Source organism: Frigidibacter sp. MR17.24 (assembly GCF_037095655.1).
Classification (GTDB): domain Bacteria; phylum Pseudomonadota; class Alphaproteobacteria; order Rhodobacterales; family Rhodobacteraceae; genus Frigidibacter.
The window spans coordinates 247176-261520 of sequence record NZ_JBAWKE010000001.1 but is presented as its reverse complement, the minus strand read 5'-3'; the positions used below and the strand labels follow the sequence as shown (position 1 = coordinate 261520).

The window sequence follows — 14345 nt, the reverse complement described above, 5'->3', positions numbered from 1 at the left end:
CACTCTCTTTCTTTCCCCGGCCCTCACAGCCAGTGCTTCAGCTTGAAGAAGATCCATGTCGCCCCGACCGACCCCGCCATCAGCGCCAGCGCGAAGGGATAGCCCCAGGGCTGCGACAGCTCGGGCATGTTGGCGAAGTTCATGCCGTAGACCGAGGCGATCAGCGTCGGCGGCAGGAACAGCGCCGCCACCACCGACAGGATCCTGACCGTGGCGTTCTGCTCGAGGTTGATCATGCCCAGCGTCGCGTCGGTGGCAAAGCTCACCCGCCCGGCCAGGAAATCGGCATGCACCGCCAGCGCCTGGATGTCGCGCATCTCGGCCTTCACCAGGCCGCGCACCTCCATCCCCTGCGCATGGTCGAGCGCGCCGAAGAAGCTCAGCGCCCGCTCGAGCGTCAGCAGCGCCAACCGCACCCGCCCCACCGTCTCGCCCAGCCGCGCGATGTCGGCGAGCGCCTTCTGCAGCTGCTTGGCGCGCCCGCCCTCGTTGCCAAGGACCGTGACCGACACCGCGTCGAGACCCCGCCCCACCCCCTCGAGGATGTCCGCCGCCCGGCTCACGCATTCCTCGACCAGCCCCATGAACACCCGGTGCGGCGAGCCGCAGCCCGCGCTCGTGCGCCCGGCGCGCTCGGGGAAGGTCTCGAAGGGCCGCGGCGCGTGGTGGCGCACGGTGATCAGCCGCTGGCCGTCGAGGATGAAGGTCACCGGCCCCGAGGTCTGGCGCTTCTCGAGGTCGGCCCCGGTCAGCACCACGGTCAGGTAGTCGACCCCCTCCTCGCGATAGAGCCGGTTCGAGATCTCGATCTCCTCCATGTCCGCCAGCGTCGGCACCTCGACCCCCAGCGCCCCGACCGCGGCCAGCTGCTCGCGCTGCGGGCGGTAGAGGTCGATCCACAGCGCCTCGGCAAGCGGCGCGCCCTGCGGCTGGGGGGCAAGGCCCTTGGGGCCCCGGACATAGGCATAAAGCATCGGATCAGACCTGCAGCTGGGAAGAGACCAGAAGCTGCGTATAGCCATGCTGCGGATCGTCAAGCACCTGGTCGGTCAAACCGGTCTCGACGACGCGCCCGCCCTTCATCACCATCAGCCGGTCGGCCAGCAGCCGCACCACCGCCAGGTCGTGCGTGACCACGATCGCCGACAGCCCCAGCCGCCGCACGAGGCCCCGGATCAGGTCCAGAAGCCGCGCCTGGACCGAGACGTCGAGCCCGCCCGTCGGCTCGTCCATGAACACCAGCCGCGGCCCGGTCACCAGGTTGCGCGCGATCTGCAGCCGCTGCTGCATCCCGCCCGAGAAGGCCGAGGGCCGGTCGTCCACCCGCTCCGCCGCGATCTCGACCCGGCCCAGCCAGTCGACCGCCTCGGCCCGGATCGCGCCGTAGTGGCGCGCGCCCACCGCCATCAGCCGCTCGCCGACATTGCCGCCGGCCGAGACGCCCATGCGCAGCCCGTCGCGGGCGTTCTGGTGCACGAAGGCCCAGTCGGTGCGCGCCAGCATCCGCCGCGCCGGCTCGGACAGGGTGACGGTGTCGACGGGCCCGGCGTCGCGGGTGTCGAAGATCACCCGCCCCGCATCGGGCGCCATGTGCCCGGCCAGGCACGACAGCAGCGTCGACTTGCCCGACCCGCTCTCGCCCACGATCCCCATCACCTCGCCGGGCCAGAGATCGAAGCTCACCCCGGTGCAGCCGATGCGCGCGCCATAGCGCTTCTCGATCCCCTCGACCCGCAGCAGCGGCCCCGTTCCCGTTCCCGTGCTCATCGCCCGCCCTCCATCCGCCGCCCGCCGATCCCGACGGCGCCGCGCCCCCCGGTCGAGCCTGTCCAAAGATCCACGTCGACCGCCCCCCGCGCCGCCCCCGCCCCAGCCCCGGCCCCGGCAGGCGCGCCGCCCCCCCGTTTCGCCTTGGCAAAAATATCCAAGGCGACCGCCCCCCGCCCGCCCGCCGCCCGGGCAGGCGCGCCGCGCCCCCCGTTCGACTTTGTCCAAATATCCACGGCGACCGCCCCACGCCCGACCGCCGCCCGGGCAGGCAGAGATCCCGCCCCGGCCCGTGCCAACGCCGGGCTCATGCCGCCCCCTCCGCCCGCGCCGCCATCGGGCCCAGGTGCCCCGCCGCGCGCCGCCGTGCGCAGAAGTCGGTGTCGGAACAGACGAACATCCGCCCGCCCGCATCGTCGGTGATCACCTCGTCGAGATAGCTCTCGCCCGCGCCGCACAGGTCGCAGTCGTGATCGGCCTTCGAGGCCACGAAGGGATGGTCCTCGAAATCCAGGCTCACCACTTCGGTCCAGGGCGGCAGCGCATAGATCCGCTGCTCGCGCCCGGCGCCGAACAGCTGGATCGCGGCATTGCGCGACAGCTTGGGGTTGTCGAACTTCGGGATCGGCGAGGGGTCCATCACATAGCGCCCCTCGACCTTCACCGGATAGGCATAGGCGGTCGAGATCTCGCCATGGCGGGCGATGTCCTCGTAGAGCTTGACGTGCATCAGACCGTAGTCCTCCAGCTCGTGCATCTTGCGCGTCTCGGTCTCGCGCGGCTCGAGGAAGCGCAACGGCTCGGGGATCGGCACCTGGTAGACCAGGATCTGGCCCGCGGCCAGCGGCGCCTCGGGGATGCGGTGGCGGGTCTGGATCAGGCTCGCGGCGGCGGTGTCCTCGGTCACCGCCACCCCGGCGGTGCGCTGGAAGAACTTGCGGATCGACACCGCGTTGGTGGTGTCGTCGGCGCCCTGGTCGATCACCTTCAGCCGGTCCTCGGGCACGAGGCAGGCGGCGGTCACCTGCACGCCGCCGGTGCCCCAGCCATAGGGCATCGGCATCTCGCGGCTGGCGAAGGGCACCTGATAGCCGGGGATCGCCAGCGCCTTCAGCAGCGCCCGGCGGATCATCCGCTTCGTCTCCTCGTCGAGATAGGCGAAGGTATAGGGCGCGCCCGCGGCCGGCGCCTCGGGGGCCAGGTCCCTCACAGCAGCCCCCGCGCGACCAGATCGGCCTCGAGCGCCTCGGGCGTGGTGAAGTGGTGCGCCGCCATCCCGGCGGCGCGGGCGCCCGCGACATTCGCCGCGCTGTCGTCGACGAACAGGCACCGCTCGGGTGCGACGCCGGCGCGGGTGCACAGGATGGCGAAGATCCGGGCGTCGGGCTTGATCACCCGTTCCTGCCCCGAGACGACGACGGTGCCGAAGCACCGGGCCAGCCGCGGATGGGTCTCGACCCCCACCGGCCAGGTCTCGGCCGACCAGTTGGTGATGCCGTGGATCGCGTGGCCGCGCGCGCGCAGCCGCTCCATCAGCGCCCAGGTGCCCTCGATCGGCCGGGCGATGGTGCGGGCGTACAGCGCCGGGTACTCGGCCAGCAGCGCGGCGTCGTCGGGGTCGTCGATCCCTGCCGAGACCTCGGCGAAGGTCTCGCCCGCGTCGCCGCGCAGGTTGCGGGCGGCGAAGTCGATGCGGTCGAAGAAGGCCTGCACCGCCGCGCGCGATCCCAGCCGCTCTTCATAGGCGGCGATCGCGTCCCAGTGCACCAGCACGTTGCCGATGTCGAAGACGATGGTGTCGATCGGGGTCTGGTCGGTCATTCGGCGGCATCCTTCCTGTTGGCCATCGCGGCCTCGGCCCGCATCCGGCGCACCAGCTCCATCTCGGACTGGAAATCGACGTAGTGCGGCAACTTGATGTGTTCGAGAAAACCCGTGGCCTGGATCGAGTCGCAATGCATCAGCACGAATTCCTCGTCCTGGGCGGGCGCGCCGACGAAGTCCTCGCCAAGCTCGTTCCAGCGCAGGGCGCGGTCGACGAGCGCCATCGAGATCGCCTTCCTCTCGGTCTGCGCGAAGGTCAGGCCGTAACCCCTTGTGAATTGGGCCGGTTCCGACTTCGATCCCTTGAACTGGTTCACGGTCTCGCATTCCGTCAGCTCGACCTCGCCGATCTCGACCGCGAAGCCGAGTTCGGGGATTTCCATTTCCACGGAACAGGTTCCGATGCGCAGCTCGCCCACGAAGGCATGTCCGCGCGCATATCCGCGCTGCGTGGAATAGGCCAATCCCAGCACGAAGCCCTCGTCGCCGCGCGTCAGCGCCTGCAGGCGCAGCGCGCGGTCCGCCGGCAGTTCCATCGGCTCGCGCGTCAGGTCGCGCGGCGCGGCCGCGCTCGGCGGCTCGCGCTCGATCAGCCCCTCGTCGTCGAGGAAGGACAGGATGTGCGGGACGGCGGCCGGCGCGGTCTCGGCGCGGGCGGCGGCGGGCGGCGGCGGCGCGCCCTCGGCCGCAAGCGCGAAGTCCAGAAGCCGGTGGGTATAGTCGAAGGTCGGGCCCAGCACCTGCCCGCCCGGCGCGTCCTTGAACGTGGCCGAGATCCGGCGGCTGCAGGCCATGGCGCCGGTCTCGACCGGGCGCGAGGCGCCGAAGCGCGGCAGCGTGGTGCGATAGGCGCGGATCAGGAACACCGCCTCGATCAGGTCGCCGCGCGCCTGCTTGATCGCCAGCGCCGCAAGCCCGCGGTCGTACAGCGACCCCTCGGCCATCACCCGGTTCACGGCGAGCGTCATCTGCGCCTCGATCTGCGCGACCGACAGCTCGGGCAGCGCGGGATCGCCGCGACGCTCTTCGGCCAGCCAGGCATGGGCGTTGTCGATGGCGCGCTCGCCACCCTTGACGGCGACATACATCAGCCGGCCTCCACCTTGGTCGTGCGCGGCAGCGCCGCAAGGCGGCGGCCGGCGGTGAACAGGAAATCCAGCCCCAGCGGGAACCGCGCCGCATTCGCGCGGAAGGCCGCGACCTCGGGCAGCGACAGCCGCGCCTCGGTCTCGATCCCCGGCCCGGTCAGCCGCGCCCCCTCGGGCCTAAGCGCGTCCATCTCGACGATCAGCGTGGCCGAGCGGTCGGGATAGGCCGCCACGCCCGGGGCATAGCGGTCGAGCGGCCCGAGCGCGGCCCAGCCGCCCAGCGCGAAGCGCGCCTGCCCGGCCGCCACCACCGGCGCGCCGGTGTGGAACGCAAGCCAGTCGCGGATCGCGGGCCCGTCATGGCCGGGGGCAAGATGGACCGGCGTCGTGCGGTCGGCCAGCACCAGAAGCGCCGCGCCGGCAGCGGGCGAGAGGCCCGCGGGCGGTGCCGCCCCCGCGAGGGTGCGGATCGTGCCGGGCCGCGCCATCGCCTCGAGGATCTCTCGAAACGCCCGGGCGGCGTCGCGGGCGGGATCGGCGAAGCCGCCAGTGAGGGTCTGCGCGTCCATCAGTCCTCGCCCCGCTGCAGCGTGAAGAACTCGACCCGCGTCGCCGCGGCCTTCTCGGCCCGGTCGCGCGCGGCGGCGGCGGCGGCGGCGCGCAGCGGCGCCAGCACCGCGGCCTCGGCCTCGGGCGCGCGGGGGCCCTGCATCAGCGCATCGACCAGCGCCGCGCGCGCCGCATGCTCGCGGTCGCGGCCCTGGACATAGGCATGGCCGACCTCGCCCGTCGCCAGCCGCAGCGCGCAGCGCGTCACCGTCATCTCGCCCAGGTTGAAGGCCGCGCCCTGCCCGCCGATCCGGCCGCGCACCATCGCCGCCCCGATTTCGGGCGCGCGCAGCCAGTCGTGGCCCGGCAGCGCCTCCATCGCGCCCAGCGCCGCCGCCAGCCGCGACGGCTCGGCCCGCGCCAGAAGCCCCATCCAGGCCTGCCGGTCCGCGATCATCGCCGCATCCCCCATCGCCTCGCCCTTTCCTGACCCGACATCTTGCCGGGGTTGTCGAGTTTGCTATACAACTAGACAACACCTAGCGCAGGCGGCCCCGAGTCGCCAACCCCGCACCGTGCGGTTTCGCGTGAAGTTCTGATGACAGGAGTTGCCCATGCCCCGCACCGCGCTGTGGTCCGCGATCCGCGAGACGCTGACGGCCGAGATCGGCTCGGGTCATTTCCCGCCGGGCGAGAAGCTGCCGACCGAGGCCGAGCTGTCGGCGCGGTTCGGGGTGAACCGCCACACGGTGCGCCGGGCGCTGGCCGAGCTGGCCGCGGCGGGGCTGGTGCATGCGCGCCGCGGCGCGGGGGTGTTCGTGGCGGCGCGGCCCGTCGACTATCCGGTCGGGCGGCGCACGCGGCTGCGCCAGAACCTGGCGGCCTCGGGGCGCACGGCGGGGCGCGAGACGCTGTCGCTGGCCGCCCGGCCCGCCGACCCGCGCGAGGCGGCGGCGCTAGAGGTGCCGGCGGGCACGGTGGTGCTGGTGCTCGACGGCATCTCGATGATCGACGGCCAGCCGCTGGCGCTGTTCCGCTCGTCGTTTCCGGCGCTGCCGGGGCTCGAGTCGGCGCTGGCGGCGCATCCCTCGATCACCGAGGCGCTGGCGGCGGTGGGCATCGCCGACTACACCCGGGCCGAGACCCGGCTGACGGCGGTGCGGGCCGATGCGATCGCGGCCGGGCACCTGCGCCTGCGCGAGGGCGACCCGCTGCTGCGCACGGTCAGCGTGAACGTGGGCCCCGACGGCCGGCCGGTCGAATACGGCCGCACGGTCTTTGCCGGCGACCGGGTGACGCTGACGGTGACGCCCGAGGCGTGACGGCGCAGCGGTGTCGATCGCCCGACAGCAGGGGCACGGCGGGGGCACGGCAGGGGCACGGCCCTGCGCGACGACGGCGCGGGCGGGCTTCACACCGCCGACACACAACCGGGCTATCCCGACGTCAAAGCAAGCCCTCCGCACCCCCGACCCGCCCCGAGCAGCCAGCCCGAGACCCGCGCCATGTCCCTTCTGCCGCCCCTGCGCCTGACCGGCGCCGAGATCCTGCGCGACGGCGCGATGCAGCGCCGCAGCCTCGCGATCGAGGCCGGGCGCATCACCCGCGGTCCGCTGCCCGAGGTCGACATGACCGGCTTCCTGCTGATGCCCGGGATCGTCGACCTGCACGGCGACGCCTTCGAGCGCCACATCGCGCCGCGGCCCACCGCCGCCTTCGACATCGTGCAGGGGCTGGCATCGGCCGACCGCGAGGCGGCGGCGAACGGGGTGACGACGGCCTATCTGGCGCAGGGCTGGAGCTGGGAGGGCGGACATCGCGGCCCCGAGGCCTGCGAACACCTGCTGGCCGCGCTCGACGCGCTGCGGCCGGTGCAGCTGACCGACCTTCGGGTCCAGATCCGGGCCGAGACGCACATGGTGGGCTCGGCCGAGCGGCTGGTCGCGGCGGTCGAGCGGCACCGGGTCGGCTATGTCGTGTTCAACAACCACCTGCCCGAGGCGCTGGAACTGCAGGCCGGCGCGGTGGACGAATTCGCGGCCTGGGCGCGCCGGCTCGGCCGCTCGCCCGAGGCGCATGGCCGCGCGGTCGCGGCGGCGGCGGCGCGCGCGCGCGAGGTGCCGCGGCACCTGTGCGGGCTGGCCGAGGCCTTCGACCGGCTGGGCGTGGTCTACGGCAGCCATGACGATCCCGATGGCGACACGCGCGAGCGGTTCTCGATGATCGGGGCGCGGATCGCGGAATTCCCGACCGGGCGCACGGCGGCGGCGGCGGCGAAGGCGATGAACGACCCGGTGCTGATGGGGGCGCCGAACGTGGTGCGCGGCGCGAGCCAGGCCGGCAACATCGCGGCCAGCGACCTGATCGAGGCGGGGCTGTGCGACGCGCTGGTGTCGGACTACTATTACCCGGCGCTGGTGCAGGCGGCCTGGCGGCTGGTCGACCACGGGCTGAAGACCCTGCCCGAGGCCTGGGCGATGATCTCGACCCGCCCGGCCGAGATCCTGCGCCTGCCCGACCGCGGCCGGCTGGACCCGGGCCGGCGCGCCGACGTGACCATCCTCAACGCCGCGACCCGCGCGGTCGAGGCGACGATCTGCGGCGGGCGGCTGACCTGGCTCTCGGGCGAGGCGGGCGCGCGGTTCCTGGCCCAGCCGCAGGCGCTGCGGCTGGCGGCCGAGTGATCAGGTCGCGGCCGCCTGGTTGACCCGCGCCATCAGCGCCTCGGCGGTTTCCTTGCGCTCGGAATAGCGGTCGACGAGATGCTCGCGGATGTCGCGGGTCAGCCAGGTGAACCGCACCAGCTCCTCCATAACGTCGACGATGCGGTCGTAAAAGGGCGAGGGCCGCATCCGGCCGGCCTCGTCGAATTCCTGGAAGGCCTTCGGCACCGAGGACTGGTTGGGGATCGTCAGCAGCCGCATCCAGCGCCCGAGGATGCGCAGCTGGTTGACGGCGTTGAAGCTTTGCGAGCCGCCGTTGACCTGCATCACCGCCAGCGTCTTGCCCTGCGTCGGCCGCACCGCGCCGATGCTCAGCGGGATCCAGTCGATCTGCGCCTTCAGGATCCCGGTCATCGCGCCGTGCCGCTCGGGGCTCGACCACACCATGCCGTCCGACCATTCCACCAGCCCGCGCAGCTCGGCCACCTTCGGATGGTCGACCGGCGCGCCGTCGGGCAGCGGCAGGCCCGCGGGATCGAAGATCCGCGTCTCGGCGCCGAAGGCCTGCAGGATCCGCGCCGCCTCCTCCGCCGCCAGCCGCGAGAAGCTGCGCGCCCGCAACGAGCCGTACAGCAGCAGGATCCGCACCGGGTCCGTGCGCCGCGCGGCGGGCAGCAGCGCCGCCGGGTCGAGCGGGCGGAAATGCGCGGGATCGAGCGCGGGCAGATCGGTCATCGGGGCCTCCGGGTCAGAACATTTCGAAATTACTCGAAACGTCCCGCAAGGTCCAGCACCCGCCCTGTCGGCTTGGCCCGGACACTCCTGCCGGAGGCGCCGCCCACCGCGCCGCACGCCCCCGGTTCGACTTTGCCCAAATATCCCCGCCGGAGGCATCCGGGAGGGCCCGGCCTGGTCCGGCCCTGTCAGTACAGGAAATACCGCTGCGCCAGCGGCAGCTCGGTCGCCGGCTCGCAGGTCAGCAGCTCGCCGTCGGCCCGCACCTCGTAGGTCTCGGGGTTCACCTCGATCGCGGGCGTGGCCGCGTTGTGGACCATGTCGGACTTGGTGACGGTGCGGGTGTTCTTCACCGCCAGCACCTCCTTGCTCAGCCCGTAGCTGCCGCGGATCCCCGCCGCCTCGGCCGCGGCCGAGACGAAGAGCGCGCCGGAATGCGCGACCGAGCGGCCGAAGGCGCCGAACATCGGCCGGGTGTAGACCGGCTGCGGCGTCGGGATCGAGGCGTTCGGATCGCCCATCTGCGCCACGACGATCGTGCCCGACACCAGCACCATCTCGGGCTTGGCGCCGAAGAAGGCGGGGTTCCACAGCACGAGGTCGGCGCGCTTGCCCTCGGCGATCGAGCCGACCTCGTGGCTGATCCCGTGCGCGATCGCGGGGTTGATCGTGTATTTCGCGACGTAGCGCTTGGCGCGGACGTTGTCGTTGTCGCCGGTCTCGTCCGAAAGCCTGCCCCGCTGGACCTTCATCTTGTGCGCGGTCTGCCAGGTGCGGGTCACGACCTCGCCCACGCGGCCCATCGCCTGGCTGTCCGAGGACAGGATCGAGAAGGCGCCCATGTCGTGCAGGATGTCCTCGGCCGCGATCGTCTCCTTGCGGATCCGGCTTTCGGCGAAGGCCACGTCCTCGGGGATCGACTTGTCGAGGTGATGGCAGACCATCAGCATGTCCAGATGCTCTTCCAGCGTGTTGCGTGTGTAGGGCATCGTCGGGTTGGTCGACGAGGGCAGCACGTTCTGCGAGCTGACCACCTTCATGATGTCGGGCGCGTGCCCGCCGCCCGCGCCCTCGGTGTGGAAGGCGTGGATCGTGCGGCCCTTCATCGCGGCGAGCGTGTTTTCGACGAAGCCCGATTCGTTGAGCGTGTCGGTGTGGATCATCACCTGCACGTCCATGTCGTCGGCGACCGACAGGCAGCAGTCGATGGCGCCGGGGGTGGTGCCCCAGTCCTCGTGCAGCTTCAGCGCGCAGGCGCCGGCCGCGACCATCTCGACCAGCGCCTCGGGGCGCGAGGCGTTGCCCTTGCCCGACAGGCCGAAGTTCATCGGGAAGCCGTCGAGCGCCTGCAGCATCCGCGCGATGTGCCAGGGGCCGGGCGTGCAGGTGGTGGCGAGCGTGCCATGCGCGGGGCCGGTGCCGCCGCCGAGCATCGTGGTGATCCCCGAATGCAGCGCGTCGTCGATCTGCTGGGGCGCGATGAAGTGGATGTGGGCGTCCATGCCGCCCGCGGTCAGGATCCGCCCCTCGCCCGCGATCGCCTCGGTGCCGGGGCCGATGATGATGTCGACGCCGGGCTGGGTGTCGGGGTTGCCGGCCTTGCCGATCTTGTGGATCCGCCCGCCCCTGAGGCCGACATCGGCCTTGTAGATGCCGGAATGGTCGAGGATCAGCGCGTTGGTGATCACGGTGTCGACCGCGCCCTCGGCCCGGGTCGCCTGGCTTTGGCCCATGCCGTCGCGGATCACCTTGCCGCCGCCGAACTTCACCTCTTCGCCATAGGTGGTCAGGTCGCGCTCGACCTCGATAATGATCTCGGTGTCGCCCAGGCGCAGCCGGTCGCCGGTGGTGGGGCCGTACATGTCGGCATAGGTGGCGCGGGAAATCTTCGCGGGCATCGGCAGGGCCTCCGGGGTCTTTGCCGGTCCGTTGTCGCCTGCGGGGCGGGGCGAAGTCAAACACGTGCGCGCCGCGCGGCGGCGCCCGGGCCGGGGCCGGCGCGGCCGCTGCCCGGATTTTGGGCAGCGGCCGCGCGGGTCGTGTCGGGGCCGCGGGAGCGGCCCCCGGGATCGTGGCGGCGGACCGGGCCGGATCGCCGTGTCGGCCGCCATTCTGCCTGCCGTTTCAGGGCCCCGGTTCGGGGCGCTGCGTCACAGCATCGGGTCCCCCGGGTGGCCCGGTCAGACCGGGGTATCGCCGCGCTTGGCCGCGGGTTTCGGCGCCGGGCGCGCCGCGGGCTTGGCCGGCGCGCGGGCCGCGGGCTTGGCGGGCGCCGGGGCGGGTTTCGCCTCTGCCGCGGGGGGCGCTGGAGTGGCGGCCGGGGTCACCGGCGCGGTGGCCTTGGCCACAGGCTCGGGCGCAATCTCGGGCCCAGGCTTGGCCACTGGCGCCACGGCTGGCGCGGCTTTCGCCGTTTCGGCGGCGGCCTTGGCGGCGGCGCCGGTGGTTTCGGCGGCGGCGTTGGCGGCGGTCTTGGCGACCGCGGTCGCGCCCTCGGCGGCAACCTTCGTCGCGCTCGCGCCGGCCTCGGTGGCCGTCTTCGCCGCCGATGTCGCCGCTTTGGCGATCTCCTCGGTCGCGGCCTGCGCCGCGCCGGCGGCCTTGGCGGTCATCGCTGGCACGGGGGTGGGCACTGGACTGGGCATCGGGGCCGTCATGGCGGGCATCGCCGCCACCGTCTCGGCGACCTTTCCGGCCGCCGCCTCGCCGCCCGCGGCGGCGGCGGCGGTCATCGCGGCCAGCGGCGGCTCGGCCAGCACCGCGGTGCCGCCCGCCATCTTGCGCGCGGCAAGGCTCGAGGCGCCGGCAAGGCCCAGCGCCTCGGTCGCGACGCGGCCGGCGGCCCGGGTCGTGGCCTCGGCCACCCCCGCCCCGCCGGTCAGTGCCGAGGTCATCGCGCTGCCCATCGCCATGCCCATGCCGCCGGGCGCGCGCGCGGCGCCGCCGGGGGGCGTCATCAGCGGCGTCACCCGGGCGCTGAAGCGCTCGGCGATGCCGGTCATCGCCGAGGTGGCGGCGGCAAGCTCGCCGGTGGCGGCGCCGATGCGGCCGGTCATGCGCTCGGTCGTGGCCTCTGCGATGTCGCCGGCCATCGCGAGGTGCTGGTCCACCGTCTGCGAGGCCAGCCCGAGCGTCAGCGCGATCATGTCCGAACAGAAGCGCATCTGCGTTTCCATCATCTCCTGCCAGAGCGCGACCTGGCTGTGCCAGATGTCGAGCGGCGTCGTCGTCCAGGCCTTGGTCATGTCCATCGGAAGTCTCCTTAGGAAGTGCCGGTTGGTAGCTGGTCTTGGATCGGCATGCGGTGCGCATGCGGCTTCAGGTCTGCAAGCGGATCGCATGCGGCTTCAGGTCTGCATGCGATCCGCATGCGGGGTCGGGTCTGCATGCGCGGGGCATGCGGGGTCGGCATGGCGGCGGGCGGCGCCGGTCAGGCGGCGCGGCCGTCGTGGAACGTGGTCTCGATCGTCCGGGCCTCGACCCCGTCGAGGCAGTTGACGTTGATGGCGGCGATCTCGGTGCCGTCGGGCATGGCGCCGTAGGCAAAGCTCTCGATGCCGCAGTCGCGGCAGAAGAGATGGGCGATCCGCCCCGAGGCGAAGCGGTAGTCCGTCAGCCGCTCGGCGCCCTGCTCGAGGGTGAAGGCGGTCCGGGGCACGAAGGCCAGCAGCGCGCCAAGCTTCTGGCAGCGCGAGCAGTTGCACGCGACCGGCTTGCCCAGATCGCCGATCTCGACGCTGTAGCGGACCGCGCCGCAGTGGCAGCCGCCGGTGTAGGTCGTCATCGCACGCCTCCTCTTGCCCGTGGTGGTGGTGCCGCACGGCCGCGACCCCGGCGGGGCCGGTCCGGCACGGCGGCGGTCACATCCGTCTCAGCCACAGATCCCGGGACCGAGCCGCGCCAGCCGGCGCATGTTCGATCCCGTCCGCTTCCCGACCGGGCGCAGCGCCGCCCGGGTCGTCGCCTCGAGCCCCGCGCCGCGCATCATCGCGAGGCTTGCGGCCTGCCAGGCGGCGAAGGCCGCCACCGGCTTTTCCTGCACCATGCGCGTCACCTCGGCCGGGCGGGTCGCCCACAGGCCCATCATCCCCAGCGTGCGCATGGCGATCACCGCCTGCGACTCTACGCCGATTCGCCACAGGTCGAGGCCGATGAAATACGGGGCGAAGGGACTCATCTGCGAGAAAGTCTGGATCGGGAAAGCGTTGCGGGCCATGCCGGTCTCCTTTCGGTTGCAGGGATGAACGCCCGCCCGGCCCCGTAGGGTCCCGCAGCCCGGCAGGCTTTCTGCAGTCGCGAGGAGACTATCGCCGCGGCGCGGCGTCAAGACGCGAACGGCCCCGCCCGGGGGGCGAGGCCGCTGCGAAAGGGTCCGGCGGCCCCCCGGGGAAGCCGCCACCGGGGCACCGGGGTCAGGACGGATCAGAGCGCGCCCATGACCTTCTGGTTGAATCCGAACACCTTGCGGGCGCCGGCATAGGGCACCAGCCGCACCTCGCGCGACTGGCCGGGTTCGAACCGCACCGCGGTGCCCGCGGCGATGTCGAGCCGCATGCCCCGCGCGGCGTCCCGGTCGAAGGACAGCCCGGCATTCGTCTCGGCGAAATGGTAGTGGCTGCCGACCTGGATCGGGCGGTCGCCGGTGTTGGCCACGATCAGGGTGACGACCTCGCGGCCGGCATTCAGCTCGATCTCGCCTGCGGCGGGGAAGACCTCTCCGGGGATCATCGGGCGCCCTCCTCAGCCGGCAAGGCCAAGCGCGGCGCCACCCGCGAGCGTCAGCGCCCCCAGGATCCGCGGCAGCCGGCCCGAGGCCGCGCGCGACAGCCCGAGGCCCAGCGCGATGCCCGCACCGTGCAGCGCGAGCGTCGCCAGCGCGAAGCCCGCGGCATAGGCGGCAAGGCCGGTCGCCGGGCCCTCGGCGCCATGGGCGACGCCATGCGCGATCCCGAAGAGCGCGATCACCGGCAGCGCCAGCGCCGCCGGCACCCGCGCCGCCAGCGCCACCACGGCGCCCAGCACGATCACCGAGGCAAGGATCGCGGGCTCGACGCCCGGCAGGGCGAGGCCGGCGAAGCCGATGGCGCCCCCGGCCAGCATCGCGCCGACGAAGGTGGCGGGCGCGGCCCAGAGCATGCGGCCATCGGCCGTTGCCCCGGCCCGGACATGGGCCTGCGCGGCATAAAGCCCGACCGCGACCATCGCCAGCAGGTGATCGGCACCGCCGAGCGGGTGGGCGATGCCGCCCGCGACCGAGCCTGCGATTGTGCCCGCATCATGACCCGGATGCGCGAGCGCGAGCGTCGGCGTCACAGCAGCGGCCAGCGCGGGAAGAAGAAGGGAGCGAAGCTTCATGGGGCAGCCTTTCAGCGGTCGGTGTGAAGGGTCCGGAGGGCGGTCAGCGGATCGGGTGGTGCACGGTCACCAGCTTGGTGCCGTCGGGGAAGGTCGCCTCGACCTGCACGTCGTGGATCATCTCGGGGATGCCCGCCATGCACTGTTCGGCGGTGACGACATGGGCGCCCGCCTCCATCAGGTCGGCGACGGTGCGGCCGGCGCGCGCGCCCTCGACCACGAAATCGGTGATCAGCGCGATCGCCTCGGGGTGGTTGAGCTTCACCCCGCGCTCGAGCCGCCCGCGCGCGACCATCGCGGCAAGGCTCACCAGCAGCTTGTCCTTTTCCCGTGGCGTCAGGTTCATGCGGTCTTCGTCCTTCAC

Annotated in this window: 17 protein-coding genes; 2 read left to right on the top strand and 15 right to left on the bottom strand. The window is 72.8% G+C overall.

The features are described from left to right. Window positions 1–23: 23 nt before the first annotated feature. The 7 genes from V8J39_RS01340 to phnG all read right to left on the bottom strand — a co-directional run bounded on the left by V8J39_RS01340 (window position 24) and on the right by phnG (window position 5685). Complete coding sequence (locus V8J39_RS01340) at window positions 24–974, bottom strand: magnesium transporter CorA family protein (protein ID WP_336459069.1); 951 nt, start codon at window positions 972–974, stop codon at window positions 24–26. Between the two features lie 4 nt (window positions 975–978). Further along, the gene (phnK, locus tag V8J39_RS01335) at window positions 979–1767 is read right to left on the bottom strand and encodes a phosphonate C-P lyase system protein PhnK (RefSeq protein ID WP_336459068.1); all 789 of its coding nucleotides are present in this window, start codon (window positions 1765–1767) and stop codon (window positions 979–981) included. Between the two features lie 307 nt (window positions 1768–2074). Then, window positions 2075–2977, bottom strand: coding sequence for an alpha-D-ribose 1-methylphosphonate 5-phosphate C-P-lyase PhnJ (locus V8J39_RS01330; RefSeq protein WP_336459067.1), 903 nt, complete (start codon window positions 2975–2977; stop codon window positions 2075–2077). Next, window positions 2974–3588 carry an HAD family hydrolase gene (locus V8J39_RS01325; RefSeq protein WP_336459066.1) on the bottom strand — a complete coding sequence of 205 codons (615 nt, stop codon included), beginning with the start codon at window positions 3586–3588 and terminating at the stop codon, window positions 2974–2976. Before V8J39_RS01325 ends, V8J39_RS01330 begins: the two co-directional genes overlap by 4 nt. Continuing rightward, window positions 3585–4679: a carbon-phosphorus lyase complex subunit PhnI gene (locus V8J39_RS01320; RefSeq protein ID WP_336459065.1), complete on the bottom strand. Its 1095-nt coding sequence runs from the start codon at window positions 4677–4679 to the stop codon at window positions 3585–3587. Before V8J39_RS01320 ends, V8J39_RS01325 begins: the two co-directional genes overlap by 4 nt. Beyond that, window positions 4679–5248: a phosphonate C-P lyase system protein PhnH gene (gene phnH, locus V8J39_RS01315; protein ID WP_336459064.1), complete on the bottom strand. Its 570-nt coding sequence runs from the start codon at window positions 5246–5248 to the stop codon at window positions 4679–4681. Before phnH ends, V8J39_RS01320 begins: the two co-directional genes overlap by 1 nt. Next, entirely contained in the window at window positions 5248–5685 is a 438-nt protein-coding gene (gene phnG, locus V8J39_RS01310) for a phosphonate C-P lyase system protein PhnG (protein ID WP_336459063.1), read from the bottom strand. The genes phnH and phnG overlap by 1 nt, the downstream gene beginning before the upstream one ends. A 157-nt stretch (window positions 5686–5842) precedes the next feature. Here phnG and phnF point away from each other — a divergent pair, with 157 nt between their 5' ends. Next, window positions 5843–6550, top strand: a complete 708-nt coding sequence (gene phnF / locus V8J39_RS01305) for a phosphonate metabolism transcriptional regulator PhnF (protein WP_336459062.1) — start codon at window positions 5843–5845, stop codon at window positions 6548–6550. Between the two features lie 183 nt (window positions 6551–6733). Further along, window positions 6734–7912 carry an alpha-D-ribose 1-methylphosphonate 5-triphosphate diphosphatase gene (locus V8J39_RS01300; protein WP_336459061.1) on the top strand — a complete coding sequence of 393 codons (1179 nt, stop codon included), beginning with the start codon at window positions 6734–6736 and terminating at the stop codon, window positions 7910–7912. Here the strand turns inward: V8J39_RS01300 and arsH are convergent, their stop codons facing one another. The 8 genes from arsH to V8J39_RS01260 all read right to left on the bottom strand — a co-directional run bounded on the left by arsH (window position 7913) and on the right by V8J39_RS01260 (window position 14327). Further along, window positions 7913–8626 (bottom strand): arsenical resistance protein ArsH, encoded by a 714-nt coding sequence (arsH, locus tag V8J39_RS01295; RefSeq protein ID WP_336459060.1) that lies wholly within the window; start codon window positions 8624–8626, stop codon window positions 7913–7915. Between the two features lie 188 nt (window positions 8627–8814). Continuing rightward, window positions 8815–10524: an urease subunit alpha gene (gene ureC / locus V8J39_RS01290; RefSeq protein ID WP_336459059.1), complete on the bottom strand. Its 1710-nt coding sequence runs from the start codon at window positions 10522–10524 to the stop codon at window positions 8815–8817. 282 nt (window positions 10525–10806) lie between these two features. Next, a complete protein-coding gene (locus tag V8J39_RS01285) occupies window positions 10807–11877 on the bottom strand; it encodes a hypothetical protein (RefSeq protein ID WP_336459058.1) in 1071 nt (356 codons plus the stop codon). 179 nt (window positions 11878–12056) lie between these two features. Beyond that, entirely contained in the window at window positions 12057–12410 is a 354-nt protein-coding gene (locus V8J39_RS01280; RefSeq protein ID WP_336459057.1) for a GFA family protein, read from the bottom strand. Window positions 12411–12497: 87 nt separating this feature from the next. After that, the gene (locus V8J39_RS01275) at window positions 12498–12842 is read right to left on the bottom strand and encodes a hypothetical protein (RefSeq protein WP_336459056.1); all 345 of its coding nucleotides are present in this window, start codon (window positions 12840–12842) and stop codon (window positions 12498–12500) included. Between the two features lie 206 nt (window positions 12843–13048). After that, entirely contained in the window at window positions 13049–13354 is a 306-nt protein-coding gene (locus tag V8J39_RS01270) for an urease subunit beta (RefSeq protein ID WP_336459055.1), read from the bottom strand. Between the two features lie 12 nt (window positions 13355–13366). Next, window positions 13367–13981, bottom strand: coding sequence for a HupE/UreJ family protein (locus tag V8J39_RS01265; RefSeq protein ID WP_336459054.1), 615 nt, complete (start codon window positions 13979–13981; stop codon window positions 13367–13369). A gap of 43 nt (window positions 13982–14024) precedes the next feature. After that, entirely contained in the window at window positions 14025–14327 is a 303-nt protein-coding gene (locus tag V8J39_RS01260) for an urease subunit gamma (RefSeq protein WP_336459053.1), read from the bottom strand. Between the last annotated feature and the right edge of the window lie 18 nt (window positions 14328–14345).

What these genes read in the sequence shown, in the direction of transcription:
- V8J39_RS01325 (WP_336459066.1), bottom strand. Translation starts at nt 3,588, where the DNA reads ATGACCGACCAGACCCCGATCGACACCATCGTCTTCGACATCGGCAAC.
- ureC (WP_336459059.1), bottom strand. Translation starts at nt 10,524, where the DNA reads ATGCCCGCGAAGATTTCCCGCGCCACCTATGCCGACATGTACGGCCCC.
- V8J39_RS01320 (WP_336459065.1), bottom strand. Translation starts at nt 4,679, where the DNA reads ATGTATGTCGCCGTCAAGGGTGGCGAGCGCGCCATCGACAACGCCCAT.
- V8J39_RS01270 (WP_336459055.1), bottom strand. Translation starts at nt 13,354, where the DNA reads ATGATCCCCGGAGAGGTCTTCCCCGCCGCAGGCGAGATCGAGCTGAAT.
- phnF (WP_336459062.1), top strand. Translation starts at nt 5,843, where the DNA reads ATGCCCCGCACCGCGCTGTGGTCCGCGATCCGCGAGACGCTGACGGCC.
- V8J39_RS01265 (WP_336459054.1), bottom strand. Translation starts at nt 13,981, where the DNA reads ATGAAGCTTCGCTCCCTTCTTCTTCCCGCGCTGGCCGCTGCTGTGACG.
- V8J39_RS01280 (WP_336459057.1), bottom strand. Translation starts at nt 12,410, where the DNA reads ATGACGACCTACACCGGCGGCTGCCACTGCGGCGCGGTCCGCTACAGC.
- V8J39_RS01300 (WP_336459061.1), top strand. Translation starts at nt 6,734, where the DNA reads ATGTCCCTTCTGCCGCCCCTGCGCCTGACCGGCGCCGAGATCCTGCGC.
- V8J39_RS01275 (WP_336459056.1), bottom strand. Translation starts at nt 12,842, where the DNA reads ATGGCCCGCAACGCTTTCCCGATCCAGACTTTCTCGCAGATGAGTCCC.
- phnK (WP_336459068.1), bottom strand. Translation starts at nt 1,767, where the DNA reads ATGAGCACGGGAACGGGAACGGGGCCGCTGCTGCGGGTCGAGGGGATC.
- phnH (WP_336459064.1), bottom strand. Translation starts at nt 5,248, where the DNA reads ATGGACGCGCAGACCCTCACTGGCGGCTTCGCCGATCCCGCCCGCGAC.
- V8J39_RS01340 (WP_336459069.1), bottom strand. Translation starts at nt 974, where the DNA reads ATGCTTTATGCCTATGTCCGGGGCCCCAAGGGCCTTGCCCCCCAGCCG.
- phnG (WP_336459063.1), bottom strand. Translation starts at nt 5,685, where the DNA reads ATGATCGCGGACCGGCAGGCCTGGATGGGGCTTCTGGCGCGGGCCGAG.
- V8J39_RS01285 (WP_336459058.1), bottom strand. Translation starts at nt 11,877, where the DNA reads ATGGACATGACCAAGGCCTGGACGACGACGCCGCTCGACATCTGGCAC.
- V8J39_RS01260 (WP_336459053.1), bottom strand. Translation starts at nt 14,327, where the DNA reads ATGAACCTGACGCCACGGGAAAAGGACAAGCTGCTGGTGAGCCTTGCC.
- arsH (WP_336459060.1), bottom strand. Translation starts at nt 8,626, where the DNA reads ATGACCGATCTGCCCGCGCTCGATCCCGCGCATTTCCGCCCGCTCGAC.